Source organism: Acinetobacter thutiue (assembly GCF_030385805.1).
In the GTDB taxonomy this organism is placed as follows: Bacteria; Pseudomonadota; Gammaproteobacteria; order Pseudomonadales; family Moraxellaceae; genus Acinetobacter; species Acinetobacter corruptisaponis.
Map to the genome: position 1 here is coordinate 215,858 of NZ_JAUDZE010000002.1, position 25,029 is coordinate 240,886.

The 25,029-nt window shown below is 42.5% G+C and carries 25 protein-coding genes; 15 read left to right on the top strand and 10 right to left on the bottom strand.

Annotated elements, in window-relative coordinates; all coding sequences use genetic code 11:
• The first annotated feature begins 397 nt into the window (after positions 1-397).
• Complete coding sequence (locus QTA56_RS06970; protein ID WP_267980225.1) at positions 398-1,282, top strand: metal-dependent hydrolase; 885 nt, start codon at positions 398-400, stop codon at positions 1,280-1,282.
• 101 nt (positions 1,283-1,383) lie between these two features.
• Positions 1,384-1,842: a ribosomal protein S18-alanine N-acetyltransferase gene (rimI, locus tag QTA56_RS06975; protein WP_267980226.1), complete on the top strand. Its 459-nt coding sequence runs from the start codon at positions 1,384-1,386 to the stop codon at positions 1,840-1,842.
• A 2-nt stretch (positions 1,843-1,844) separates the two neighbouring features.
• On the opposite strand, the gene QTA56_RS06980 is transcribed toward rimI, so the two are convergent.
• From QTA56_RS06980 to trxB, 3 genes are all read right to left on the bottom strand, one after another.
• Entirely contained in the window at positions 1,845-2,660 is an 816-nt protein-coding gene (locus tag QTA56_RS06980) for an arginyltransferase (protein WP_267980227.1), read from the bottom strand.
• Between the two features lie 28 nt (positions 2,661-2,688).
• On the bottom strand, positions 2,689-3,420 hold the full coding sequence (gene aat, locus QTA56_RS06985; RefSeq protein ID WP_267980228.1) for a leucyl/phenylalanyl-tRNA--protein transferase: 732 nt from the start codon (positions 3,418-3,420) through the stop codon (positions 2,689-2,691).
• Positions 3,421-3,519: 99 nt separating this feature from the next.
• The gene (gene trxB / locus QTA56_RS06990; RefSeq protein WP_267980229.1) at positions 3,520-4,470 is read right to left on the bottom strand and encodes a thioredoxin-disulfide reductase; all 951 of its coding nucleotides are present in this window, start codon (positions 4,468-4,470) and stop codon (positions 3,520-3,522) included.
• A gap of 303 nt (positions 4,471-4,773) precedes the next feature.
• On the opposite strand from trxB, the gene QTA56_RS06995 reads away from it, so the two are divergent.
• Together QTA56_RS06995 and rhtC are read left to right on the top strand one after the other, a co-directional pair.
• Positions 4,774-7,851, top strand: a complete 3,078-nt coding sequence (locus QTA56_RS06995) for a DNA translocase FtsK (RefSeq protein ID WP_267980230.1) — start codon at positions 4,774-4,776, stop codon at positions 7,849-7,851.
• A gap of 127 nt (positions 7,852-7,978) precedes the next feature.
• Positions 7,979-8,596: a threonine export protein RhtC gene (rhtC, locus tag QTA56_RS07000; protein WP_267980231.1), complete on the top strand. Its 618-nt coding sequence runs from the start codon at positions 7,979-7,981 to the stop codon at positions 8,594-8,596.
• Between the two features lie 43 nt (positions 8,597-8,639).
• Here the strand turns inward: rhtC and QTA56_RS07005 are convergent, their stop codons facing one another.
• The 6 genes from QTA56_RS07005 to yihG all read right to left on the bottom strand — a co-directional run bounded on the left by QTA56_RS07005 (position 8,640) and on the right by yihG (position 13,063).
• The gene (locus QTA56_RS07005) at positions 8,640-8,927 is read right to left on the bottom strand and encodes a PA4642 family protein (RefSeq protein ID WP_004676583.1); all 288 of its coding nucleotides are present in this window, start codon (positions 8,925-8,927) and stop codon (positions 8,640-8,642) included.
• Between the two features lie 123 nt (positions 8,928-9,050).
• Positions 9,051-9,323 (bottom strand): cell division topological specificity factor MinE, encoded by a 273-nt coding sequence (gene minE / locus QTA56_RS07010; protein ID WP_004676585.1) that lies wholly within the window; start codon positions 9,321-9,323, stop codon positions 9,051-9,053.
• A gap of 2 nt (positions 9,324-9,325) precedes the next feature.
• On the bottom strand, positions 9,326-10,138 hold the full coding sequence (gene minD, locus QTA56_RS07015) for a septum site-determining protein MinD (RefSeq protein ID WP_004682801.1): 813 nt from the start codon (positions 10,136-10,138) through the stop codon (positions 9,326-9,328).
• 73 nt (positions 10,139-10,211) lie between these two features.
• Complete coding sequence (gene minC / locus QTA56_RS07020) at positions 10,212-10,931, bottom strand: septum site-determining protein MinC (RefSeq protein WP_267980232.1); 720 nt, start codon at positions 10,929-10,931, stop codon at positions 10,212-10,214.
• Between the two features lie 128 nt (positions 10,932-11,059).
• Positions 11,060-12,121 (bottom strand): preprotein translocase subunit SecA, encoded by a 1,062-nt coding sequence (locus tag QTA56_RS07025; protein WP_267980233.1) that lies wholly within the window; start codon positions 12,119-12,121, stop codon positions 11,060-11,062.
• A 24-nt stretch (positions 12,122-12,145) separates the two neighbouring features.
• Complete coding sequence (gene yihG / locus QTA56_RS07030) at positions 12,146-13,063, bottom strand: 1-acylglycerol-3-phosphate O-acyltransferase, YihG family (RefSeq protein ID WP_267980234.1); 918 nt, start codon at positions 13,061-13,063, stop codon at positions 12,146-12,148.
• A gap of 383 nt (positions 13,064-13,446) precedes the next feature.
• On the opposite strand from yihG, the gene QTA56_RS07035 reads away from it, so the two are divergent.
• The 10 genes from QTA56_RS07035 (at position 13,447) to QTA56_RS07080 (ending at position 23,697) form a co-directional block, all read left to right on the top strand.
• On the top strand, positions 13,447-14,100 hold the full coding sequence (locus tag QTA56_RS07035; protein ID WP_267980235.1) for a YiaD family glycine zipper/OmpA-like lipoprotein: 654 nt from the start codon (positions 13,447-13,449) through the stop codon (positions 14,098-14,100).
• 223 nt (positions 14,101-14,323) lie between these two features.
• On the top strand, positions 14,324-16,363 hold the full coding sequence (locus tag QTA56_RS07040; RefSeq protein WP_267980236.1) for a UvrD-helicase domain-containing protein: 2,040 nt from the start codon (positions 14,324-14,326) through the stop codon (positions 16,361-16,363).
• Positions 16,364-16,386: 23 nt separating this feature from the next.
• Positions 16,387-16,839: a dUTP diphosphatase gene (gene dut, locus QTA56_RS07045; RefSeq protein WP_267980237.1), complete on the top strand. Its 453-nt coding sequence runs from the start codon at positions 16,387-16,389 to the stop codon at positions 16,837-16,839.
• A 151-nt stretch (positions 16,840-16,990) separates the two neighbouring features.
• A complete protein-coding gene (locus QTA56_RS07050) occupies positions 16,991-18,409 on the top strand; it encodes a phosphomannomutase/phosphoglucomutase (protein WP_267980238.1) in 1,419 nt (472 codons plus the stop codon).
• Positions 18,410-18,423: 14 nt separating this feature from the next.
• A complete protein-coding gene (gene argB / locus QTA56_RS07055; RefSeq protein ID WP_004682793.1) occupies positions 18,424-19,323 on the top strand; it encodes an acetylglutamate kinase in 900 nt (299 codons plus the stop codon).
• A 122-nt stretch (positions 19,324-19,445) separates the two neighbouring features.
• Entirely contained in the window at positions 19,446-20,222 is a 777-nt protein-coding gene (locus QTA56_RS07060; protein ID WP_004757387.1) for a GNAT family N-acetyltransferase, read from the top strand.
• Between the two features lie 98 nt (positions 20,223-20,320).
• Positions 20,321-21,169 carry a class II glutamine amidotransferase gene (locus QTA56_RS07065; RefSeq protein ID WP_267980239.1) on the top strand — a complete coding sequence of 283 codons (849 nt, stop codon included), beginning with the start codon at positions 20,321-20,323 and terminating at the stop codon, positions 21,167-21,169.
• Positions 21,170-21,589: 420 nt separating this feature from the next.
• Positions 21,590-22,045, top strand: coding sequence for a bacteriohemerythrin (locus QTA56_RS07070; protein ID WP_267980240.1), 456 nt, complete (start codon positions 21,590-21,592; stop codon positions 22,043-22,045).
• A 249-nt stretch (positions 22,046-22,294) separates the two neighbouring features.
• Positions 22,295-23,377, top strand: coding sequence for an SLC5/6 family protein (locus QTA56_RS07075; protein WP_267980241.1), 1,083 nt, complete (start codon positions 22,295-22,297; stop codon positions 23,375-23,377).
• Entirely contained in the window at positions 23,377-23,697 is a 321-nt protein-coding gene (locus QTA56_RS07080) for an RnfH family protein (protein ID WP_267980242.1), read from the top strand. The genes QTA56_RS07075 and QTA56_RS07080 overlap by 1 nt, the downstream gene beginning before the upstream one ends.
• Before the next feature lie 326 nt (positions 23,698-24,023).
• On the opposite strand, the gene QTA56_RS07085 is transcribed toward QTA56_RS07080, so the two are convergent.
• A complete protein-coding gene (locus QTA56_RS07085; RefSeq protein ID WP_004676608.1) occupies positions 24,024-24,422 on the bottom strand; it encodes an outer membrane protein assembly factor BamE in 399 nt (132 codons plus the stop codon).
• A gap of 111 nt (positions 24,423-24,533) precedes the next feature.
• Between QTA56_RS07085 and fur the strand changes: the two genes are divergently transcribed.
• Positions 24,534-24,971, top strand: a complete 438-nt coding sequence (gene fur, locus QTA56_RS07090) for a ferric iron uptake transcriptional regulator (RefSeq protein WP_004682786.1) — start codon at positions 24,534-24,536, stop codon at positions 24,969-24,971.
• The last annotated feature ends 58 nt before the right edge of the window (positions 24,972-25,029 follow it).

The window sequence follows — 25,029 nt, forward strand, 5'->3', positions numbered from 1 at the left end:
TCTCTAGTTTTTACGGTTAACCGTATGTAAAGAAAGGACGATTTTGATCGTCCTTTCTTTATTTCCATTTTTAGAAAATTGTATTTTAGGTTTTTGTTGGACAAATTTTCCTTGTGTCGGAAAAAGTGGTTTCACTTATCATCATTTTCTTCTCTTGCGTCGGAAAATTTAATACTCAATTAAACTTTCCTTTTACGTCAGAAAAGTAGTTTCACTTATCACTCCTTTTCTCTTGTGTCGAGAAAAATGATTTCACTCATCATCCTTTTTCTCTCCTCATGTCCCAAGATGATGCTTTTCTGACCTTATCTGCACTTATTTAACGCATGGGAAAGGGCGTATAACTAAAGAATAATAAATGATTAATAAAGAGATCTTCAAGATAGGAGAGCGTAGTATGAATGCTAAAGTCAATATCTCAAATCGGGCTGGAGCGAGTTTCCCTGTACGCCGAATGGATTTTGAATTTGGTGAGGTTCCCCGTTATTGGGCAAATGGTGATGCAGCCCTCACACATTTTATGACGGCCTTATCCGCACTATTTCCTGAAGGTGAACAATTCTTTGTTAATAGCACGCGTGCAGTACGAAACGACCCTAAATTGGCAGATCCAAGATTACAGAAAGAAATCAGTGCCTTTATTGGTCAGGAAGCCATGCATTCAAAAGAGCATGTGGCGTTTAATGCTTCCGCCCAGGCCTATGGCTACAATGTTCGTGAGATGGAGGATCAAACAGGGCACCTGATTAACCGTACCATCGGAATCACCACAAAAATACTCAAACCTTTTGGTTTTACCAAGGAAATGATCAGCTTAACTGGTACCTGCGCCTTGGAACATTTCACCTCCACCATTGCAGAGGAGTTGTTGAGTAATCCTGATATTCAGTCCATGTTTATGGATGAGACCATGTACCATTTATGGATGTGGCATGCGGTTGAAGAAAATGAGCATAAGGCTGTTGCCTTTGATGTGTATGAAGCGATGTATGGTCACGGAGCTAAGGCCTATTTCATGCGTTCGCTGGCACTTGTGATTGCAATGGGGCTAATCTTTATTACCCAGTCCTATTTCACTGCAAAACTTTTGAAAACTGATGGCAAGCTCACATGGCGTGACACCAAATATATGATCAAGTTCATGTATGGTTATAAAGGCTTTATGACGCGCCAGATTCCTACATTGCTTGCTTTTTTAAGACCTAAATTCCATCCAAATGATGATGACACCACTGAACTGTTAAATAAGTGGCGTGCCGAACTGGGATTCAACCTGAACTAATGATAAATAGAAAATGGGCAAGCAAAATTGCCTATTTTTTTATTCAAATTTTGCATTAAATTGCTGATAATCTGCACCAGTATTTTATAAGGTAACAGTCCGTGATTCGATTGATGCAGGAAAGCGATATAGACCGTGTAGCTGAGATTGAGCGGTTGGTGCAGACACATCCCTGGTCTAGGCAACAGTTTCAGGAATCCTTGACCTCTTATCAATGTAGCGTTTATGAAAAAGCCAATCAGGTGGTGGGTTTTTGTATTTTGCAGCCTGTGTTGGATGAAGCGAACCTATTGCTGATGGCAATTCATCCCAGCCAGCAGGGCAAGGGTTTAGGCTATGAATTGTTGGATCATTCAATTCAACAGTTAAAGAACAATCCAGTTCAGATTTTTCTGGAAGTGCGTGAAAGTAATATTTCCGCAATTCGCCTATATGAAAAAACGGGTTTTCATCAGATTGATCTACGAAAAAACTATTATCCAAATAGTGATGGCTCAAAGGAGCATGCCGTGATTATGGTCAAGACATGCACCGATGATTTTGCAGCCTTATTTCAATAAGGCTATTTAATAATTAGGTTGTTCCATTCAGATGGAAGTGTGCTCATCAACGAGTTTCCAAGTTGCTGGATTTCGTTGTTTGAGAGTGGGCGGTTAAGTCTGCGCCACTGTCCATCAAGCAGTAACTCAAGTGGAGTATACTGGGATTTATAATTCATCTTGGATGAATGCGGCACCCAATAGCCTAGGTAGAGATAATCAAGATTTAATGTGCGGACATATTCAATCTGCTTGAGGATGGCAAAAACACCGAGTGAACGCTTTTGTTCATCTGGATCAAAAAAAGTATAAACCGCTGAAAGTCCATCATCCATCAGATCACAGGTTGAAACTCCAACCAGCCTTTGGTCTTTCCAAAGCTCAATAAAAAAGCTTTCCGTACAGCTATGCACCAGAAATTTCTCAAACTGGTCTAGACTGGCGGGATACATATCCCCATCAGCATGGCGTTCATTGATATAACGCTCATATAAATCGTAATGTTGTTGTGAGGCCTGTGATGTCGGCAGGATGCTCATTTGCAGGTCTTGGTTGCGTTTCCATGCCTTTTTCTGGCTGCTGTTCATTTGAAAGTCATTGATAGGTACACGGCAGGAAAGGCATTGACGGCAAAGGTGACATTCGGGGCGATAGATAAAATCACCGCTACGACGAAAACCGACACGGGAAAGTTCAGATAATGTGACGACATCAATCCGATGAATTGGGTCCAGAAACACCATGCGCGCTGATTTATTGTCGAGGTAGCTACAGTCGTGCGGTGGCGTGATGTAATACTGTAAGTCATTTAAAAGGGACTTGGGTTGGTATGATTTCATGAATCTGTCCCTCCAAGGCGTTAGTCCATTAACCGTCTAATTTTGCATTAACTGCTATTGTTTTACTTGAAAATACACGTTCCTGATAGTTTTTCCAATTGATAGGGGGGGCAATAATTACATCTTGTAACGATTTAAGGTATGCCTGGCGAGAAATTGTACTGGCACCCAGACTGAGGAGATGATCGTTAACCAGTTGGCAGTCAATCCAGGGCAACTGATTTTCCTGTCCAATTAGCATCAAGGTATAGAAAGCCATCTTGGAAACATCGGTTTCGGTACTAAACATGGACTCACCAAAACAGCCTTTGCCGATTGTAACCCCATACAGACCACCAACCAGTTTTTCCTGTTGCCAGACTTCAACACTATAGGCATAACCTGCTGTAAACAATGCACAATATCCCTGAATAATATCTTCACTAATCCAGGTTTCATTGGCATAGCTACGGGGCAGCGAGCAGGAACGGATTACATCTTCAAAGGCATGATTGATGGTAATGTGATAGTCATGCTTTTTCATATTTCGCAGCAAGGATTTACTGGGTTTATAGGATTGTGGCTGGATAATGCAGCGAGGATCAGGACTCCACCAGCAAATCGGTTCATCTTCATTAAACCAGGGAAATAGGCCGTGTGTATAGGCCTCGAATAAGGTTGATGGAGATAAATCAGCACCAATACAGATAAAACCATGACCCTCAGGATCAGCTTCCATAGGATTTGGAAAAATATATTGGGATAGGGGAAGTGATTGCATAAGAAATGAGGTTAGTCAGAATAATTTTAAACTAACTGAACTGAAGAGCGTTGACAATCCATTGGACTGTCAACGTAAGATTAAGATGAAGAGCGGTAATTAATTCAGGTTGTCGAGGTATTTTTCTGCATCCAGTGCAGCCATACAGCCTGAACCTGCTGAGGTAATTGCCTGACGATAAACGCTATCCGCCACATCACCTGCGGCAAACACACCCTCAATGGAAGCTGCCGTTGCATTACCCGAAGTACCACTTTGAACCTGAATATAGCCATCACGCAGGTTAAGCTGACCATCAAACATGCTGGTATTTGGTTTATGACCAATCGCAACAAACAGGCCCTGAACCTGAACGTCCTGTGTGCTGGCATCCTGGGTGGACTTGATACGCACAGCGGTTACACCCGTCTTGTCACCAAGCACTTCATCAACCTGATGGTTCCAGATGATACTGATCTTGCCTTCTTTTTCTTTGGCAAATAAATGGTCTTGTAAAATCTTTTCGGAACGTAGGCTGTCACGACGGTGTACCAGCGTTACATGCGCCGCAATGTTTGAAAGATAAAGCGCTTCCTCAACCGCAGTGTTACCACCACCCACAACCATGACATTCTGGTTTTTATAGAAGAAGCCATCACAGGTTGCACAGGCACTCACACCCTGACCCATAAACGCCGTTTCAGATTCCAGACCCAGATACTGCGCAGTTGCACCTGTTGCAATAATCAGCGCATCACAGGTGTATTCTTCCATGTCGCCTTTCAGGACAAATGGACGGGTTTTCAAATCGACTTCATTGATATGGTCATAGACAATTTCTGTACCGAAACGTTCAGCATGGGCTTGCATGCGTTCCATCAATACAGGACCAGTTAATCCCTCTGGGTCACCTGGCCAGTTATCCACTTCAGTGGTCGTTGTCAACTGTCCACCAAGCTGCAAACCAGCAATCAGAGTTGGCTTGAGGTTGGCACGTGCCGCATATACCGCTGCACTATAACCCGCAGGGCCAGAACCCAGAATAATCAACCGTGAGTGACGAGCGCTCATTAAAGAACATCCTTTTTATATTGAAAATGCTAAAATTATACGTGAATCCACAGGGGAGTGGCGTAAATCCATGAGGATAATATTGATAAACTCAATCGAATTGGGCTATATCATCAATAGGGTTGTTGATATTTCGCCAGTGCTTTGCGATAAAGTCAACACGCCCACGATGTTAACAACAACAGTAAACAATCGTGCATCTTTTTTGTAAGAACGAGTGCATAATAGAGAGCGTATTGATTGAAGATTCTTGATGAACTTCATTAATTCTAATGATAAATGAATTGGGTTACAGGACTGTATATGACTGCGGTGTCAAGTGTTTATGCACAACGCTTTTTAATGACATTATTTTTGATTTCTTTTGGCATTTACCTATTTCTTGCCACAGTGACCTATACACCATTTGATCCAGGATGGATGCATATTTCCAGTGATACCCAGCAGGTTTCCAACGCCAGTGGGGTGGCAGGTGCCTGGATTGCGGACCTGTTGTTTGGCTTTCTAGGCTGGGCAAGCCTGCTGATTCCATTGTTCCTGTTTATGGAAGCAATTCAGGTCTGGTGGCCAAGAAGTTTTCTAAATCGCCCGTTCCGTTATGCGGCCCAGTTTTTCCTGATTTTATCTTTATCAAGCTTGTTGTATTTACACTGGAATATGCCAGCCGACACGCTGGAAAATGCGGCGGGTGGTATTATCGGTTATGAGTTGGGACAGAGTTTATCGCAGTTGCTGACGATTTATGGGGCAACCTTATTCTTACTGATATTTGGCATTGTATTGATTACCTTGGCATTTGGAATCCAGTGGGATAAAACCTGGGTGACATTGAAAAATACGCCCGCTTACTTGCAGGACCTGTTTTATAAAAATGTACCACAGACCGAGTCGGCCTATGACCTCACTGAACAATTGACCAAAGAAACACCTGCCATTAAAAATAAAGCTAAAACTGAGTCTGCGGTCGCGAATACTCCTGACATTAAAGCGGTTGATTTAGAACAGAATGATCAATCAGCTAAAGTGGGTGATTCACATCATCAACAGATGGCAGAAAAACTATTTGCGGATGTGGTTGCGAAAGAGCAGCAAACTGCCCAATCAGAAGAAGCCCATGTCATTGAGGATTTTGAACAAACCCTGCAAAAGGCACATCAACTGGAAGCGGAAAGCCAACGCCTGATTCAGACGGGTGAGGTATGGCGCGCGCTGCAAAGCGATGACATTAGCCATAAACAGGAGATTGATGCGTTGTTAAAGGCTGCCGATGATTCTCATCAGCATGTGGCATCCTACAATACGATGCAGTCTCAACGGATTGAACCTGCTTTGCAAAGAGAGAGCGGTAGCAATTTAGACTGGAATGATGACCAGATTTTTGATGAGTTGTTGGCTGCCGTCCCAAATAATAAAACTGCAACGCATACACCGTTTACACAGGACATTCCAGCACATTCAAACTTTCATGAACAAGTGGATGAGGTGGAGTTTGAAGCAGATATAGAGGCATTGATCGCAGAATCGGCACAAACCATTGTAGTCCAGCCACATGCGTCTTCAGTTCAAAATTCTGTTCAGGAAGATAAGCACAGTTCTACAAGTGAAGCGTTTGATGAGTTTAATGATCTTCTTGTTGAAGAGGAGCAGGAAAATATAAGACCTCAAGCTGCAAGTTATGCTCAGTCCTCTGCTTTTGTAAAAGCGCCAATTGAAATTGCCACTCCAAAAGAGACACTTTCCAAGGAAGCCTTTATTGAGGCCTGGCAGGAGACCGCAGGTAAGGCTGAACCTGATGCAGACCTGGATATTGAAGATGATTTTGATCTGGATGCACCATTAACCGATTCCTTTGGTCGTCCAATGTCACGTGCCATGCAGGTGGCGCAGAAACGCCACGACTTGCCAACCTTACCAGGGCTGGAACTGCTGGATGATGTTGATCCAAATAAAAAGGTGAACTTCACTGCTGAACAATTAGCCCGACTGTCAGAGCTTCTGGAAATCAAGCTACAGGAATTTAATGTCAAGGCACAGGTGGTGGAAGCCCAGCCAGGTCCAGTGGTCACACGTTTTGAACTTGATCTTGCGCCAGGGGTCAAGGCATCCAAAGTCACCAATATTTCGCGTGACTTGGCGCGTTCAATGTCAATGGCATCGGTGCGTGTGGTCGAGGTCATTCCAGGAAAACCGTATATCGGCATTGAAGTGCCAAACAGCACGCGTGAAATGGTGCGTTTGATTGAGCTACTGGAAACGCCAACTTACCGCGATCCGAATAATTTAATTAGTATGGCGATGGGTAAGGACATTTCAGGCAATCCTGTCTTGACCGATTTAGCCAAGGCACCGCATATGCTGGTTGCGGGTACTACGGGTTCGGGTAAATCAGTTGCGGTCAACTCAATGATCCTTTCGATGTTGCTGAAATATACGCCTGATCAGTTACGCTTGATCCTGATTGACCCGAAACAGCTTGAACTGGCCAACTATAATGATATTCCACACCTGTTAACGCCAGTAGTCACTGACATGAAAGATGCAGTCAGCGCATTAAACTGGTGTGTCAATGAAATGGAGCGCCGTTACAAACTAATGTCGTTCCTGAAAATCCGTAAACTCAGTGACTATAACCGTAAGGTGGAAGAGGCAATTGCCAATGGTGAGGACCTGATTGATCCAACCTGGAAAGCAAGTGATTCAGTGGTGGGTGAGCGCGCACCGCGATTGACTCCACTCCCTTCGATCGTAATCGTGGCCGATGAGTTTGCCGATATGATTATGCAGGTTGGTAAAAAAGCTGAAGAGATGATTACCCGTTTGGCACAGAAATCCCGTGCGGCAGGCATTCATTTACTGCTTGCAACACAGCGTCCATCTGTAGACGTGATTACAGGCCTGATTAAGGCCAATATCCCAACCCGTGTGGCATTACGTGTAAACAGTAAAATTGACTCACGTACCATTCTGGATGCAGGTGGGGCAGAGGACCTACTTGGTCATGGTGATATGCTGTTCCTTGGACCTGGTAAGATTGAACCTGAACGTGTACATGGTGCATTTATTAGTGATGATGAAGTCAACCGTATCTGTGATGCCTGGCGTGAACGTGGTGAACCTGATTATATCGATGAAATCCTGACCCCATTTGATGAAGAACCAACATCCCGTGGTTTTGAGGATGGAGAGGGTGATCCAAGTCGGGATGCGCTGTATGATCAGTGTGTATCTTTTGTACTGGAAACCCGTAAAGTATCTACTTCATCTATCCAGCGTAAATTTAGTCTGGGCTATAACCGTGCTGCCCGTATTGTTGATCAAATGGAAGAAAATGGGATTGTCAGTGCAATGGGGGCAAATGGGAAACGGGATATTCTGGTTTAACGATCATATTCCATTAACAAAGCCTCTATTCTGAGGCTTTGTCGTTTTTATTTTTTTGTTTTTATATGGTAATAATCACGTTTTTTATTTAAGCTAAACCTTTAAGGTTTTAATATTGGGTTTGGCTATGTGGGTTGCACTGTGTACGCTTATTTTTATTCATTTTTGTGCATTGATTACCCCTGGCCCAGATTTCTTCTTAGTTTCCCAAACTGCAATTAGTAGCTCTCGCAAAGATGCGGTATTGGTGGTTCTTGGTATTTGTTTGGGTGCGATGTTGTGGTCGTTATTGGCGCTCATGGGGCTGAATATTATTTTTGAAAAGATGGCATGGCTAAAGCAGGGCCTTTTAATTGCAGGTGGCCTGTATTTATGCTGGCTCGGTTTCCAGATGCTACGCTCAGCCTTTTCAAAGGGTGATGAAACAGTAAAACAGATGACCCTACCTCAATCACCTTATCTATTCTTTATGAAAGGTCTGCTCACCAACCTGTCGAATCCCAAGGCAATTATTTACTTTGGTAGTGTATTTTCACTGTTTTTAGCCAATCCTTTATTTAACCAGCATCATTCCTTGCTTTTTATTATCGTGTCGATTGAGACATTCCTATGGTTCTTGTTGGTTGCCTTTGTTTTTTCCTTGCCCGCATTTAGAACTGCATACCAAAACTTTGCCAAATGGATTGATGGCGTTTCAGGTGGGATATTTACGTTATTAGGTGTGTATTTGATTGGCAACCGATAATAAGAGATATAAAGAAAAAGCCTGCATGATGCAGGCTTTTTTATTAAGCGAATTTTGCTAAAACTTCCAGAAAACCCTCTTTTTGGCGAGGATATTGTGCGATGACATCATGGATGCGCTGTCCCTCTGGATTGGTCGCATTCAGGTCACGGCCATCTGCCAGAAACTTGGTAATCAAACGCTCATAGTCATGTGGACGCATATGCTTGAACGCATGATAGAGCACATGGAAGTCAGCATTTACACCCGCTGGTGGAAGCTGGTTGAGGTAGGCAAACACACGCTCATCTGACCATTCTTCATTGAAAGTTGCTGGCTGTGATAATGCCATGACAATCTCCTCAGTTTTATAAAACAATAAAGGCAAAATCCTTGAAGTGGATGAAAGGAATGCTTTCCAAATCCACTCGCGTATTCTGCCTTTATTTGCGAAAAATCGCTAATGAAAAAACTTCTATCGTTCTTCAGGTAAATTGATATTCATCTCAAGCATTTCGATATTGGCTTCTGAACGAACTTGCATTTGGATATGCTGTTCATCCACACCACGCACGTAACGACTCACGACCTGCATGATTTCTTTCTTCATTTGATCAAGTTTGTCTTGCCCTAAACGACGACCCAAGCCCTGTTCAGATGCAACAATTACTTTCAAACGGTCTTTAGCCGTTTGTGCACTTGATGGTTTTTCATCACCGCTGAACAGTTTACTCCAGAATCCTGCCATAATTACGCTCCAAATAGTCTAGCCAACCAACCTTTTGGCTGCACTGCAATGTGTCGATAAGGACGGTCTTCGCCAAGGAAACGGGCAACCAGATCGTCATAGGCTTGCCCAGCTTTCGCTTCTGGATAAAGAATCACAGGTTTACCTTCGTTCGATGCCTGTAGCACGCTTGGGCACTCTGGAATCACGCCCAAAGTCGGAACACGTAAAATATCTTTAGAAATATCATCAATGGTCAGCATTTCCTGTTTATCTGCACGTTCAGGGTTGAAACGTGTGATACATAGGTGCTTACGGATACGACCTTCATTTTGTTCGACTTTTTTGGTTTTGCTGTCCAGCATACCAATAATACGGTCAGAGTCACGAACCGATGAAATCTCAGGGTTGGTGACAATGATGGCTTCATCTGCATGGTACATGGCTAGAATCGCACCACGTTCAATCCCCGCAGGAGAGTCACAGATAATGTAGTCAAATTCCTGTGAAAGCTCGTCAATGACACGCGCCACACCTTCATCACTCAGCGCATCTTTATCACGTGTTTGTGATGCAGGCAAAATGAACAGGTTTTCAATGTCTTTATCACGGATCAGTGCTTGCTGTAGGCGGGCTTCATTATTGATGACATTGACAAAGTCATAAACCACACGGCGCTCACAGCCCATAATCAAATCAAGGTTACGTAAACCCACATCGAAATCAATCACAACAGTTTTATGACCACGTAGGGCTAAACCCGTTGCAAAAGATGCACTTGTTGTAGTTTTACCTACACCACCTTTGCCTGACGTTACGACAACAATTTTGGCCACCGAATCCACTCCTATTTATGGTCATACGCCCCTAAAAGGGCTTTTTGGTGCTTTTTTGACTTAATCAGTTAAGTTAAAACTGTAAGGGTTCAAATTCAAGCTCTTGCTTGTTATTTAAATAAATATGTACAGGTTTTTTGATCATATCTTTGGGGATATCATCCGCCACACAATAGGTTCCTGCAATCGAGATCAGTTCCGCTTCCAAAGAATTGCAGAAAATGCGTGCTGAGCCATGTCCACCTGCGCCTGCAATGACTCTACCACGGGCATTGCCATAGATGTGAATATTTCCAGATGCAATCACTTCTGATCCACTATTCATGCCAGCATTCAGGATAATATCGCCCTGATCCTGTACCAAAGACTGGCCTGTACGCAAAATCTCATCATGATAAGAGGTGACATGCGTAACCGATGTGTTTTTTTGTGGTGTTTGTATTGCAGTGCTATTGACTGTTTTTTCAGGTGCATGGTCAACGACCTGCTCTTTAGAGGCCTTGATGCGCTGCAAGGGCTGATCCGTAGGCAGAACAGGGAACTGGATTGCGCGTGCCTCATCTCCCAAAATACCATCAATCACCGCCATTGGCTGTAGACCCAAATCAATTAACAGTTGAATCAGGGCAATCAGCTCTTGCTCGACGGTACTGTCAATGATGACCAACGTCCCTAAATAAGAACCCTCATTGAGTGTGCTTGTCAGTTGCTGTCGGATTGCAGCATGGTCATTTGTGTCGAAAGTTAGTCGACTAAAATTCACCATTCTGCCCGTAATCCGTATATCAGCCATAATTTATCCTTCAGGGCTTTTTTAAGCACTCTATTGTATAAGGGCAATTGCCCTGCATATGTTGTAAATAAGAGCAAATGCTAGAACAAATTACAGCAATTCTCTAGCTTGATTGGTAAATTTTCTTGTCAACTTTCTGATTTTTTATCCAATTGATCGTATTCCTGCAAAGTTTGCTGCCACTGTTTCACCTTGACCTGCTTTCGTATCGCTTCAAGGCTTTCAAATACCACGGATTCCACCAGCTCTTCCAGATATTGGTTGTCAATGTTCAGTTCACTGACCTTTTCTGCGATAAGTTGATAGTTTTCATTGGGGCGATTTGGGGAACCTACTGTAAATGGCTCAATTAAACCCGCACTGATATTCTCCCCCAGACGTTGTCCAATACTCTGAATCTGCTGTTCAATCCGTCCACCCACAATGGGAATCAAACGTAGCAGTTGTGTCAGTTCAGGTGTATCCTCAATCGCCTGATTAACGATGATGCCCACTTTTTGCGTAATCACAGGCTGTTGCTGTTGCAATGCCTTGGCTAGAGATTCCTGTAGCATGGAGGCAAGGGTGATGGTAAACAATTCGCGATGATGATCAACCAGGTCGTGGATAATCTTTTTGTGCGTGGAGCTGGTTTCAAGTTCGTGTCTGACACCATCAATCACGGTGATCACCACGCGGTCAGACAGTTCTTCCATGATCACACGGTAATAAAACATCGCTTTAATGCGGATATTGTCTGGAATGACCTTGTAGCCAAGTTCATATAACCGATAGGCGATGATACCTGCACGAAATAGACGCAGAAAACGCAGGTGTGGAATGATGGCCAGGATTTCATACCAGTGGATAAAGGGAAAAAACCACCAGCGTGCATGATGTTTTTGCACAATTGAGAGCAGCCAGCGTACCCCCAGCTCAATGATTAAAAAAATAATAAACCATGCTTCAGTGGTAATCACCCAGGGATGTAAATATGTACGATAGAACTCAAGGACACTGGGAAGATGGATAGTATTAAAAAACCATTCTCCAATGTTGCTCATGAGGAAAAAGTTCATGCCCAGACAGAACAGATTGAAAACAATAATAAAGACCATGAAAATGTCATAGGCGAGGAATAGCTTAAAGAACTTACTATTCGGATTCACATAGCTATATTTAGAGTTTTGTCCTGAGTCCTGCTGGGTCATGTTCTTGTTTAATCCCTAAAGAAATTATGGCTTATATTTGGATTTCATTTCAGTAATGAGTTGATCTTTTTCAGTCCAGACCTGATCCACCCAGTTTTGGAAACGTTCCCGATAAACAGGATCATCTTCATAATTACCACCCACCACCCAGTCAGGAATGTCAATTTGACGTAAATCCACTGCAATGCGTGGAACATCGCCAAGCCAGAAATCTCCATAATCTGGTACGCCATCTGGGTAGACAATGGTCATGTCAACCAGCGCATCAATCTTATCTCCCAGAATATTCAAGGCCAATGCTAGACCGCCTGCTTTAGGCTTGAGCAGGTTTTTATATGGAGATTGCTGCTGTGCATGCTTTTCTGGAGTGAAACGTGTGCCTTCCAGATAGTTTAATAGGGTAAACGGCTGGCTCAATAACTGTTCGCAGGCTTTACGCGCCTCATACATATCGCGTGACTTCAGTTCAGGATTTTTTGCAATCTGTTCCTTGGTATGGCGCTTCATCATGGGAAAGCCCAGGATTTTAAATGCCTGACCCACAAACGGAATGAAAATAAGTTCCCATTTGGTAAAGAAACGGGTGAGGGGCATACGGCTTAAACCAAAATACTGGTTCACCGTGGTATCCACCCAGCTTTGATGGTTGCAAATCATCATATAGCGGCCCTGTAAATTAAGGTCAAGCTTTTCATCAATGCTGATATCCCACTTTAGGTTTGGCAGCACCTTTTCAATCAGGTGGTTGTTTACACCAATCCAGCTATTGGCCAATTGAATATTGGTTTCGTCTACTTTTTTTGATTTTTTAAACAGCTTGGTAAAACCGAGTGCCAAAACAGGGGGGCCATGTAAAAACGTGCTTCCTGTAATGACTGAACCAACTGTGAGTCCTTTACTGACTTTTTGCAATAAGGATGCTTTTTTATGGGCAGTAGACATAAATCTAACCTTGAGTACAGAGATTTAAAAAGATGTTCCAACTATAAACAACGGAAATTGCAATACAATTGTATATTTGAAGATGTTGACATTTTTTATGGACTTACCCATTTTCTGCAATTTTAATCCACTTTATCATATGTGAAGCACCCAGCATTTATAAAGTTCTTAAATAACTTTTATTGAAACATATATCTCATATTTTTAGAAATCCGATAAATTGAAAATAATGGAGAGAATATGAGGATTTTATGAAGTAAAATGCATCAAAATATTACAAAAAGATAAATAAATTGTTTATTATTAACAAAATATCAATGGTCTAGCTGAATTTTCTCATTCATTATTTGATCAGACAAAAATACATAGACAGGAGCTACGCAATGCGTGCATTAGTAATTTCAACACTGGTTGGGGCTGGATTGGTACTTTCTGGTTGCCAAACTACAGGTAATAACATGGGTGGCGTAGAATATGATAAAGCTGCCCTAGGTACAATAATTGGTGCTGCGGCAGGTTATGGCATATCTAAAGGTAATGCAAACACAAGTAAGCAAAATAACCGTGCTGCGGCAATTGGTGCGGTGCTTGGTGGTGCTGGCGGTTTATATCTTGACGATAAAGAGAAAAAACTACGTCAACAAATGCAGGGTACTGGTGTAGAAGTGGGCCGTAATGCAGATGGTTCAGTTCAATTGATTATGCCTGGTAGCATTACATTTGACACCAACAAGTCAAACATTAAGCCAAACTTCTATGGTACCTTGAACAAAGTGGCGCAAACTTTGGCTGAAGATAACCAGAGTGCGATTCTTGTAACTGGTTATACAGACAATACAGGTAATGACTCAATCAATATTCCATTGTCTCAAGCGCGTGCTCAGTCAGTAAAAAGCTATTTGGCAAGTCAGGGTGTATCAGCGAGCCGTATCGATGCGCAAGGTTATGGTTCATCAAACCCAATTGCGGACAACAGCACTGCTTCTGGCCGTGAACAAAACCGTCGTGTTGAAATCAGCATTTATGCAAAACAGTAATCTTCTTTACTGATTTGTGGGAAACCAGCTTCGGCTGGTTTTTTATTGCCCAAAATTAGGGTGTTGGAACTTTTAACATAACTAGTGCGACGAGTGGCGACGTATGGGTTGAGCGAGGCATCATAATTTATACATATCCTGAGATTTAGGATTAGGATTCTAAAACGGAGATGTCTATACTTAGTCTCGCAAAATCGGGCTCAAAAATGAGGGGTATGTACAGATGTCGACTGGTAGTCAACTCAATGACAAGCAATATGAAGCCATGAAATATGTTCAAGGGCCTTTGTTGGTGCTTGCAGGAGCAGGTTCTGGTAAAACATCTGTGATTACCCAAAAAATTGCCTATTTGGTGAAGCAATGTGGGATACCTGCCTACCGTATTACCGCGATGACCTTTACCAATAAGGCCGCACGTGAGATGAAAGAGCGTGTGGGGAAACTACTTTCCCGTGAAGAGGCCAAAGGGCTTTCTGTCTCAACGTTTCATACCTTTGGTTTGAATTTATTACGTTTGGAACTTAAACATTTACCGCTTAAAAATAATTTTTCCATTTTAGATGCTGATGACTGCAAACGTATCCTGATGGACTTGATGCAGCGTGACAACCTGTCTGGTGCGGAGAGTAAGGAACTCATTGCCAAGGCAATGAAGAAGATTTCAGACTGGAAGAATGATCTCATCATTCCTGAACAGGCGCATTCGGTTTGTGAAACGGTTGAAGATGTTCAGCTTGCCCATTTGTATCAACTCTATGAACGTAACCTACGTGCCTATAATGCGGTTGATTTTGATGACTTGATCGTGATGCCAACCCGCTTGCTTCAGGAAAATGCTGAGGTGCGAGAAAAATGGCAAAACCGTGTCCGTTATTTATTGGTGGATGAGTATCAGGATACCAACACTGCCCAATATACCCTGGTCAAGCTTCTGGTCGGGGTGATGGGGCAGTTCACTGCCGTTGGCGATGATGACCAGTCCATTTACGCATGGCGTGGAGCAAAGCCTGAAAACATGGCGTTGCTGAAAGAAGATTTTCATAATTTAAACGTGATCAAGCTGGAGCAAAACTATCGCTCCACCAGCCGTATCCTCAAAGCAGCCAATGCCGTTATTGGCAATAATCCACATATCTTTGACAAGAAATTGTGGAGTGACAAGGGACATGGTGAAACCATTCGGATTATCACCTGTTTAAATGACGATGATGAAGCGGAACGGGTGGTGAAAGACCTGATTACGCATAAACTGATGAACGGCAAAAACTGGAAAGACTACGCAATTTTATATCGCGGTAACTTTCAGGCACGGGTTCTGGAAACGCAACTGCGCCAAATGCAGATTCCTTACAAATTGTCAGGTGGTCAATCATTCTTCGCCCGCGCCGAAATTAAGGATGTGATGAGCTATTTACGCTTAATTATCAATCCTGAAGATGACAGCGCATTTTTACGCATTATTAACACGCCAAAACGTGCGATTGGGCCTGTGACTTTGGAAAAGCTGGGTTTGTTTGCACAGGAAAATACCTTATCGCTGTTAACTGCTTCTTCGGATCAACGGCTGTCAATGGTGTTGCCAAAGAAAGCGGCCACACAGTTGCATGAGTTTGCAGATTTTATTGCAACCTTTACCCGTGAACTGTTGGATGATGATGAACCTGTGCCTAAAGTTCGCCAGATGATCAACGAGGCAGGCTATATTGATTATGTACGTGAACAGGCTGCGACCCCTGCACAGGAAAAAACCAAACTCGACAATATCGAGAGTCTATATACCAGTATTCAAAACCTGATTAATCGTGCTGATGATGTTGATGAGAAAAATATTGAAAGCGTGATTCGTAAACTGGTGTTGCTGGATTTGCTGGAGCAGCAGCAAGAAGAGGAAGATACCGACAAGGTTAACTTATTGACCTTACATGCGGCAAAAGGTCTGGAATTTCCGTATGTGTATATGATTGGTCTGGAAGAAGAGTTATTGCCCCATAAAAACTCGATTGCGGCTGAAACGATTGAGGAAGAACGCCGTTTAATGTATGTGGGAATTACCCGTGCGCGTCAGGGCCTAACCCTGACTTTGGCAGAGCAACGCAAGAATGGTGGGCAGATGCGTCAAATGACTCCAAGCCGTTTTCTGGATGAATTACCACAGGATGAACTGGAGTGGCATGGTCGTAAAAAGAAACTTGCCCCTAATGTTGATCCAAAAGAACAGGCTCAACAACATCTCGCCAATTTAAGAGCTTTATTGAAACGTTAATAAATCATCAGTAGGAATTTGTCATGAAAGTTCAGGTTAAAGTATTGGATGCCCGTTTAGGTCAGGAGTGGGCGATGCCTGCTTATGCAACTACAGGTTCAGCAGGTTTAGATTTACGCGCCTGTTTAGATAAAGCGATTGAGATTGCGGCGGGTGAAACGGTTTTAGTCAAAACTGGTCTGGCAATTTATATTGAAGATCCAAACTTTGCGGGCTTGATCTTGCCACGTTCGGGTTTGGGCCATAAGCATGGCATTGTATTGGGCAATTTAGTGGGTTTAATTGATTCGGATTACCAAGGTGAGTTGATGATTTCTGTATGGAATCGTGGACAAAACACTTTCCGTCTGGAGCCAGGTGAACGTTTGGCACAATATGTTTTAGTGCCTGTGGTACAGGCAGAATTTGAACAAGTTGAAGAATTTGTTGCAACCGAACGCGGTGCAGGTGGTTTTGGGCATACAGGTAAAAACTAAGTTTACGATTTACTGTAATATTAAAACAATATTTCGATGAGTCATGTATATTCTAAATAGAAATGAATAAAGGTAATGAAAGTAACGATTAAACCTTTTAATCGTTACTTTTTTTATAATGTATGTTTTTGACTATTAAGAGGAGTTTTATGTGAATATACAACAAATATTTCCTCTGAATATTTTTCGTGCCTACGATATTCGTGGAAAGTTGTCTCATCTGACACCGAATATTATATGTTCCATTGCCCATGCTTTAGCCCAACAATATAAATATGCTGAGCAGAATCAAATTGTGATTGGCTATGACGCACGTTTAACCAGCCCAAGCTATGCCAATATCATTCAAAAAATATTAGAGCAACAAGGCTTGAACGTGACCAATATCGGTTGCTGTTCATCGCCGATGATGTACTACATTGCCCGTGATTTTGGTGGGAATGGCATTATGGTGACTGCCAGTCATAATCCCAAATCGGATAATGGCATCAAGTGGATTTTAAAGGGTGAACCACCAAGTCCAGAAACCATTCAACAGGTGGGGCAGTTGGCCCAAGTCTCTTTATCCATGAATGATGATCTTTATGTAGAGACTGTTTCTCATCAGTTTAACTCACAATATTGTCTACAATATCAGCAGTCGCTACTGAATGATATTCAGTTGCTGCGCCCCTTAAAAATTGTTCTGGATGGTTTACATGGTTCAGCAGGACACTGCGCCAAACAAGTCTTGCAGAAATTGGGCTGTGAAGTCATTGCATTGCGTTGTGAGGCGAATGGCCATTTCCCAGACCATGCACCTGACCCATCCCATGCTGCCCATTTGCAGCAATTACAGGCCACGATTATTGCTGAAAAAGCGGATATGGGCATTGCCCTTGATGGGGATGGTGATCGGGTGGTATTGCTGGATGAACAGGCACATATTATTAGTCCTGACCGCCTCATCTCTTTATTTGCGCAAATGTGCTTACAACAACATCCGCATAAAGAAATCGTATTTGATGTGAAATGCTCTCGGATGGTTGCTGATACGGTGGGGCAACTTGATGGTCAGGCCAAAATGATCCGTACGGGCAGCAGTTTCCTGCGTGCCTATTTGTCCAAATCGCAAGGTACAGCAGTATTTGGTGGTGAATATGCAGGCCACTATGTATTTAATGATGGACGTGGCTTTGGCTACGATGATGGTTTGTATGCCGCATTACGGGTAATGGAATACCTCACCCAGTCCAATGCTAAGAGTCTGTCTGAATTACTCAGTATTTACCCTGAACGATATTGTACCGAAGATACCTATATCAGTACGCATGAGGTCAATCCTAAACAGGTTTTGGATGACATTGAACTTCTAAGCCATCATTTAGGCGCTCGTTTAAGTAAAATTGATGGGGTAAGGCTTGATTTTGACGATGGTTTTGGCATTATTCGAGCATCCAATACAGGTGAATATTTCACTGTCCGCTTTGATGCAGATCATCCAGATCGGTTAACTGAGATTCGCCAAAAATTTGTTTCTATGCTGCAACATCAATATCCACAAATTGCACAAGAACTTGCACAGGCTTAATAAGGAGAGGGCGCATGCCACACGAGCATATCGGCATTGATAAAGCAAAAATTTTGATTGAAGCTTTGCCGTATATCCAGCGTTTTGCAGGAAAAACGCTGGTGGTCAAATATGGTGGCAATGCCATGACTGATCCAGAGCTGGAAAGTTCGTTTGCTCGTGACATCGTGTTGTTGAAAACAGTGGGCTTAAATCCAATTGTGGTGCATGGTGGCGGTCCACAGGTCGATTCATTGTTGAAGCGTCTTGGGCAGGAATCTGACCGTATTGATGGGATGCGTGTGACTGATGCTGCCACCATGGAAGTGGTTGAAATGGTTTTGGGCGGTAGCGTCAATAAATCCATTGTCAACCTGATCAACCAGCATGGTGGCCGTGCTATTGGTTTAACGGGTAAAGATGGCAACTTGCTGCGTGCCCGTAAATTATTGATGGAAAAACAGGAAGCCGACGGTTCAGTCACTCAAATTGATTTGGGTATGGTGGGTGAAGTCACAGGTGTTAAAACAGATGTACTGGAAATGTTTACTCAAGGTGACTTTATTCCAGTGATTGCGCCTTTGGGCGTGGATGAAGAGGGCAATACCTATAACATCAATGCAGACTTGGTTGCGGGGAAAGTTGCTGAGGCATTGGGTGCTGAAAAACTGATTCTCTTGACCAATATCACAGGCGTATTGGATGAGAATAAAAACCTGTTGACTGGACTCAGCACGCAGGAAGTTGATCGCCTGATTGAGACTGGTGTGATCTATGGTGGCATGATTCCTAAAGTGGGGTGTGCACTGGATGCAGTGAAAGGTGGTGTGGTCAGCGCGCACATCGTCGATGGCCGTGTTCCACATGCCACCTTATTGGAAATCTTTACCGATCATGGGGTCGGTACTTTAATTACCAATCGAGCAAAACACTAGGTTTTGCAAATAAAAAGAGGCCTCATACAGGTCTCTTTTTTCGTCATCATCTGTTCATGTTTTATTCATTGAAGTGTCATTGAAGCGATTTAAGGTAACTCTAGTCATAAGGAGCTTTCATTATGCTAGAAAAGTTAAATCAGTATCGTCATACACTGACTTCACCTTTACGCCAAAAACCATCACAAAACCAGTTTCGTTTTGAGTGGGTGGATAATCTAAAAGAATTACAACAAGTACAACGCTTTAGGGCAGCACAGTTTAGCCACCAGTTTGGACTGTCCTTTGAGGATGGCCTGGATCAGGACCTCTATGATTTTGGCTGTGAACATGCGGTATTACGTGAAAAATGGACAGGCGAAATTGTTGCCTATACCCGCCTCAAGTTGTTTCAGGGGCATGAAATTGGGCAGAGCTACAGTGCTCAGGAATTTGAAATCATCCCTCATTTATCCCATTTACCAAACGTTTTGGAAATTGGTCGTACCTGTGTACATCCACAGTTTCGATCTGGCAAGGCATTATCCATGTTATGGCTGAATCTTGCGCCTAAAGTGCTTTGGTCGATGCGTGCCAAATATCTCATGGGCTGTGTCAGCATTCATCTGGAGGATAATCTGGCACGTGCCTATTATACCCATCGCCAGCTTCAGCAGTTGGCGGATCATCAAAGCATAGACATCCGTTCCAAGCGTGCCTTTGAACCAGAACGTCCTGACTACAGCTTTCCGCAGGATGAAAAGATGCCTAAGCTATTTCAAACTTATTTAGGCATGCAGTCCAGACTATCCAAACAGGCCTTTTATGATGAGGATTTTAAATGTCTGGATTATTTTGTATTTCTGGAAGTAAATAAGATCGCCACCTCATTTGTGATGAATAAAATGGCGCAACGGTAGGGATTATCACACTTGATTTGATAGTGCGCACATATTCAGATTTACAAGGCATCTGAACCTCATGCACAATAGGCATAGATGTTAGCAAGTTAAAAGATATGTGCCAGCTATTAGGAATGAATTGCGCCACCCCCACAGACATTACTTTTTCTTTTCGTGGTTTTTCCCAACGAGCTGGTGTCACGTCTGATCACTGTGATGGTTTTGGTATTGCTTTTTTTGAAGATAAAGCCTGCCGCCTATTTGTCGATAATCAGTCTGCGGTTGAATCGCCAATTGCGGATTTAATTCGCAACTATCCGATTAAGTCCCGCAATGTGATTGCGCATATTCGTAAGGCCACTCAGGGTAAAATCACCTTGGAAAATTCACATCCGTTTTTACGTGAATTATGGGGCAGGCACTGGATTTTTGCACATAATGGCGATTTACATGATTTTAATCCCCAACTCAGTGGCCGTTTTGAACCTGTGGGCAATACCGATAGTGAGCGTGCATTCTGTTACTTGCTGGATCAAATGGTTGAAACATTTGGCTATACCGAGCCTTGTATCGAAAAAGTCTTTTCCCTGCTAGAACGTATTGCGCCGCAGATTGCTGAATTCGGCACATTCAATTTCTGCCTGTCCAATGGCAAGGCACTGTTTAGTTATGCAACCACCAAGCTGCATTGGCTGGTACGTGAATACCCCTTTCAGCATGCCCACCTGATTGATCTGGATGTCGAGGTTGACTTTAGTGAGGTGACCACGCCAGAAGACCGTGTGGCTGTGATTACCACTGAACCTTTAACGCATAATGAAGCGTGGAAAGCGTATCAGCCTGGAGAAATGATCTTGTTTGAACATGGTCATCCGATTAAACATGCTTTAACGCGGGTTGAGCGTCTTATGCGAGAAGCTGAAAATCCAGCATTAAAGCGCATAACCAGGGCAGATCAATATTAGGGAAGAAAACAACAGAATGGCTATTATCTCATTCAGATATTGTAGAGGGTATTCATTTTATAGATTTAAAAACACTTGCTGGTTTTAAAGCAGGTTATGGGCGTGAAAAGGATATTTCTGATTTAAAGTTGATAGTACAATACATTGAAAACCTGAATATTGGATTTTAATACTAAAGTATAATTTAAAATAATAAAAAATTGTTTTTATTTCAATAAAATAATGCAGTTAATTTTCTTGTTGGTTAAAAAATACTTGAGTGTTTTGATCGGTAATAATATTAAATTAAATAGAAAACAATAGGTTAATTCTTTTTGAGTGAAAATGTTTAAAATCTGACAAAAATGCTGTGTTTTTATTTAAAAAATTTGTCGATATGATGTTTTTATTCACTAAATAACGTTGGTTTTCAGGTGGGGTGTGGGGATGAAGTGGTCTGTCGAATATAATACTGGAATAGACGTCATTGATGATCAGCATCGTCGTATTCTGGATTATATTAATGAAATTGCTGATTTAAAATATGCCAGTGATCGGGTAAAGATGAAAGGGATTCTGGATAATATTATTGATTATACCCAGTCACATTTTATCTTTGAGGAAAGCTTGCAGGAAGAGGCAAACTATAAATACCGTATACCACACAAGCGCGTACATGACTTGTTTATCAAGAAAATAGAGTCCTATCGAGAGCGTTTTGAGTTGGGGCATGACATTGACCAGGAACTGCATGAAGTTCTGTCAAAATGGCTGATTAACCATATTCGCCATGATGATGCGGATTATGTGGGTGCAGTCAAAGAAAATATGATGGGTATCATTAGGGAAAATGAAAAGAAAAAGGGGAAAAACTGGTTCTCCCGTTTCTTCTCATAATAATAAGACAATAAAAAAAGATCCCTTATGATAAGAAATAATAAGATGAGTAGACATGATAAATAAGGGATCGAACGAGTAAAATAATAAATGGTGCGCGGCAAATCATCTGAATGGGTGATTTGCTTTTTTCTTTCGGCATCTTTTGTTTTGATTTTCAAGCTTGAGAAAGGCAAAATAGATTGAATATTTCATTGTAAGCTCCATAAAGAGCTGCAATGAGTTCAAAGATTTTTCAAGGAATGCATTATGCAGGACACCGCTCTGTCACGCTGGCTGGCTCCAGTGATGGCGTTTTGCTTATCTTTTGTCATGATCACAACATTGGCCCCTACCGTTGGTATCCAGATTGACCGTCAATTTGACTTCTGGCTGTTGTGGTTGGGCACCATGTTTTTGTTGGCATTACCCATTGGCTATCTTGAAATTGCTTTGGCAAAGCGTTCACAGACCACAGCATTACAGGCACTCTCCAGCTTAACACGTGATGCGGATGCCTCACCTAGATGGCGTTTGGTTGGCTGGTTGGCTGTGGTTTTTGTTCCCTTTTTTACAGGGAGTGTTTTAACCACAGCAACGCATGTGGTCGCTCTGCAACTTGCAGCAGATATGTCCAGCCAAATTATTTTTGCGGTTTTGGCAATCATCGCTGTTGGCCTGTCCTTTGTTCCACGTTTATTCTTAATCGCACTGACAGCAATTGGTGTGATTAGCGCATTTATCCTTGCCAATCTAATGGGAACCCAGCTACAGGCATGGCACTGGACGGGTGTCGAGTTTAGGGAATGGGGCAATGCAACTGTTTTGGCTCTGGTGGCCAGTGGTTTAGGCTTGGGTCTATATTGGCAGAGCAGCCTATCTACAATTAAAAAGCAGGAAAATGCAACTTCAGCCACATTACCGATCTGGATAGCCCAGTTATTTGCCGTGATTGCTTTTGGATTCTTTTCAATTCAGGCCCAGCTTCCAGCTCTAGCCTGGGTGTTTGCTGCAATCATGTCAGCCGCGTTATTGATTCAATTGGCGAAAGAACAGTTGGCACAACGTCAACTTGCAGTCATTGTGCAGTGGGTGATTATTGTTGCTGCCATTGCAGTTTGGATCATACCTCAGGTTGAGCAAATCTTTAATGTTTTACTGATGTTATGGGGACTGGTAATTTGCCTGATCTATGCCATTTTTGCAGGCTGGATCATGAAGATTAGCCATCTGCGTAAAGCCATGAATTTTAGCAATGAACTGTTTTATAACCTGTGGCGTATTGCTGTGCGTCTGGTGTTGCCACTTTCCATTGTTGTTGCGATGGTGGCCGTTATTGGACAAAGTCTATAATGGAACAGGGCAAGCAAGTCTGGGTTGCCTTTGCCAACCCTGAGCAGCAATTCCATATCGCCGTTACCTTTATTGATGGCATGACTGCATTGCAGGCAATCCAGAACAGTGGCTTGGCTGATCAGGTCTGTTTACCTGAACCTTTGCAGTTGGGAGTTTTTGGTTCAAGAATTGAGGCTGAAACAATATTGCAGGCGGGGGACCGTGTTGAGGTTTATCGGGCTTTAACCATTAATCCCAAGGATATTCGACGTAATCGAGCTGCAAAGAATCCTGTCGGGCGTTTTGTAAAGGGTAATCGTTTTAGGCCATCACAATAAGAGGGGCTGTTGATATTTCAGCCATGCCTTGCGTTATAGGCTAAAACCATACAAACAAGGCATGAAACGCAGGCAATGGCGATACCCTTGTCAAGTTTCATAACGAAGTTTGGGGCAGTTTTAGCCATAACCCTGCGGGACAGGGACATTTTTTGCCGCTACTGCGTTATGCCTTATTCATTTAGAATAGCTAAATCTCATAAGTCATGCCTTGTATCGTCTAAAAAATGTCCTCTGTCGCAAGCATCTGTGAAATATTAGCAGCCCCTCAGAATAAAACCCCTCACGAATGCTTCGATGAGGGGTTTTATTTTATGGGAAAGCGGTTATAGTGGGGGCGCAGTCAAAATGGCTTCTTTTGATGCTGGTAAACCAGGTTGTGATTCAGGGATGGTATCCAGGCCCTCAATACGTTGTACATTACCATTTTCGTCAAAGTAAACTTTTAAATGTTGACCATGGGCTGCTGGTATTTTTGCTTTTTTTGCATAGGTACCTGGTATATAGTTGTAAATGTAGTCCCAGCGCTGTGGATTTAAAGGATCTGTCACAGTTGGACTACCCAGCAAGAAACGGACTTGCTGAAAGCTCATGCCGACCTGTACTTGAGATGCCTGTGCTTTGGTTAAGGGTGTTCCCTGTGGAATATCAACTTTATAAACACCAAAGACTGAACAACCGCTAAGTACTGAAGTGACGAACAACGCCAGCATGATTTTTTGCATTTTGCTACACTATCCTGATAAATGATGATGCATTTGATTCAAGGATAGATCATACTGCATCTAAACTCTATTGCCTATTCCAACTTAAGATTTGTTGAGAGACCTTTTTTCATGCCTATTTCCAACCAAGACTTACGTAAAGCTGGACTTAAAGTCACCCTTCCTCGTATTAAGATTTTGGAATTATTAGAAAATTCAAAGCAACACCATTTAAGTGCGGAAGATATTTATAAAACACTGCTAGAGCAAGGTGAAGATGTTGGCCTAGCAACAGTTTACCGTGTGTTAACACAATTTGAAGCTGCTGGAATCATTCAGCGTCACCATTTTGAAAACAATCACTCTGTTTTTGAAATTATGCAGGAAGATCACCACGACCACCTGGTATGCTTGAACTGCAACAAAGTCGTTGAATTTACGAATGATGTGATTGAAAAAGAACAACATTCAGTTGCAGATCAGCATGGTTTTGCCTTAACTGGCCATTCGCTGAATTTGTATGGTTATTGTAGTGATGCTGAATGTCAGGAAGCTTTTCGTAAGAAATAAGTGTTCAAGCTTGTAAAGTTTCTTCAATTAACCAAAATTGAACAAATAAAAAAGAGAA